Source organism: Synechococcus sp. H60.3 (assembly GCF_047462295.1).
Lineage (GTDB): Bacteria > Cyanobacteriota > Cyanobacteriia > Thermostichales > Thermostichaceae > Thermostichus.
In genome coordinates this window covers 1-2,291 of record NZ_JANSIY010000190.1, presented here as the reverse complement: position 1 = coordinate 2,291, position 2,291 = coordinate 1, and the positions used below count along the sequence as shown (strand labels likewise).

The following is a 2,291-nucleotide window of genomic DNA, read 5'->3' as shown; positions in this document are numbered from 1 at the left end:
TGGGGAGTAAAGTAGCAGCCATCATAGCTAGCAATCATCTCCATCTCGAAGATTTGGATATCGAAGTTCTCGATGCCTAGCTCCACAAAGATTTGAGGAGCAACCCTAGCAATCTTCTCCCTCAGCAGGGATCCATACTCTTGAAAGTAAGCATAATCTAGGCGTAGAGAGCGGCGAAACTTGAGAGACTCAGCCTCAGTGTTGCTTTGGCTATAGCTTCTCGCAGGGATAAACTTATCTTGATGAGCGATGGCATGCTGCAAGATGGCTTGATTAACTTCAGCCGGCAGGAAGTTATCCAGCTTAACGTACTTACATGGATAGAAGCGGGGCAGCTCCGGCGGATCCGGCTGGGAAAACGTGAGGGATACTGGGTTGGCATTCAGCAACAAGCCTGGGGCTAGTTCTCGAATGTAAGCCAAATCTTGCTCAGTTAAAGCTCTGTGTTGGGGATCCCAGCTCAAGAGATGGATCCCTTGGCTGAGCTTGGGAAAAGCTTTTTGCAGATGAAAAGCGGGATCCACCCCCATCAAGTCTAAGGTCGATTGGGCAAGGGATCCGTAGCGGCAGTGATCGACCAAGTACAGGGCCGGCTCAGCCAGGTAATCCCGCAGAAGCAGGGACTGGAGCAAATGGGTGCGATAGTCAACAAGCTCCGCCCAGAAGCAAACGCCAATTCGGGCATCGGGAAACCCTTCCCCCAAATCTGCCAGAAGAGCGGGGATGAATCCTTCGAGCAGCAAAACCCGTTCTTCTAACCCTAGCCGAAGGATCTGGGCTTGGAGATCTTCCGTGCTGGGCAATTTTTTAGAAGAATTCTGGAGCGGATCCCGTAGAATTACTGCTAACTTTTCCGAGTGGCGAAGCATCACCTCTAGCACAGCTCCTGAGTCTTCCCAGCCGATCTGACAAAAGATCTGCTGTTCAGGCATGCGACCTAGAGCCCAGTCTAATAGCTGAGCGAGACTCCCGACTTGCTCCAGCTCCGAAGCCAGCTCCTGAGCAAGGTCTTGGCACTGCATGGAAGGGATCCCTGGCGTTTCGTTCTCTCTAGCCTAATGTACCCGGATTCACCCCTAGTTCCCGCAGCTTTTGGGCCAGGTGCTCTGCTCGTCGTTGCTCCTACTTGACCTCGGCAGGTGGCCGCTTGGGTAGGTAGGCCAGATCCGGCCTATCAACGGCGGGGCTGCCCATGGCCTATCCTAATAGAGGGTCAAGGGATCCCTTCTTCTTTAGCCTGACTTCCAGGGCAAGCTAGGGTTGCCAGTTATCGATCCAGCTCTAGAAAGCTGCAGGGGGGGCCTAAACAAGGGCTTTGACGGATCCCTGAGGAGTAGAGCTGGCTTTATAACCGTTTCATAACCTAGGACTGCTAAGCTCCTACGGACTGCCCGAGCGAAGGATCAAAAAATGAAGGGTACCAAGGCCGCAGCTCCGCGTATTCTTCTCAACTGGCCAGCTCCACCCGACTACATCCCGCCCCCTCTGCTTTCAGACCGGCAGGTAACCCTCTGTCCCAAGGCAAGAGCAAAGGGATTTGGGTTAGGCTTTGTCAACTTCACCGGCGGCCTGGTGGAGTGCCCAGAAGGAGATTATGACCTCTACGACTTTGTACAGCAATCTGAACAGATTGCAGATAAGGAATTTGACTTAGTTGCTGTTTGGACCTCTAGCTTCGACTACAGTAATCCTTTCAGCACCAAAAAGTTTAGCTGCCCAACCGTCTTACTGGCTGGCGATACTCACCATTGGGAGTTCCCCATCAATCACCTCCTAGCCTACTGGGCTACCGAAGGCTTTGACTACGTGGCCACCGCCTACAACCGCCAGCACCTGCACTGGTTTGCTGCAGCAGGCTTGGAAAACCTGGCCTGGCTGCCCCTTATCTCCATGCGCCCTATCACCCACGAGTGGGTAGAAGCGAGAGAAAACCAAATTGTCTTCATTGGCCAGCAAGGCTCTCGGCACCCCAGACGCTCCCGACTTGTGCAGGCTTTGAAGGAAGCGGGTTTGCCTATCCTCATCAAAGCTGCCAATCGCATAGAAGCAGCCGAACGCTTTGCCAACTCGCTGATTTCGTTTAACTGTAGCCAAAATGCGGATCTCAATCTCCGCAACCTGGAAGTGATTTCCGCGGGTGGCTTTTTGTTGACAGACCGTCTTTCTTTTGCCTCGGGCTTCGACGAGCTGCTGGTGCCAGGAACCTACTGCGACACCTACGACTCCGAAGACGAACTTTTGGAAAAGGTTCGCTACTACCTCGACCATCCACAAGAAGCCATCGAGATTGC

Annotated in this window: 2 protein-coding genes; one reads left to right on the top strand and one right to left on the bottom strand. The window is 53.2% G+C overall.

Features of this window, described 5'->3' with window-relative positions; genetic code table 11:
- Positions 1–932: hypothetical protein (locus NW841_RS12650; protein ID WP_414386730.1), on the bottom strand; the 932-nt coding region annotated here is incomplete at its 3' end.
- 478 nt (positions 933–1,410) lie between these two features.
- Here NW841_RS12650 and NW841_RS12645 point away from each other — a divergent pair.
- On the top strand, positions 1,411–2,291 hold an 881-nt coding region (locus tag NW841_RS12645; RefSeq protein ID WP_414386727.1), incomplete at its 3' end, for a glycosyltransferase.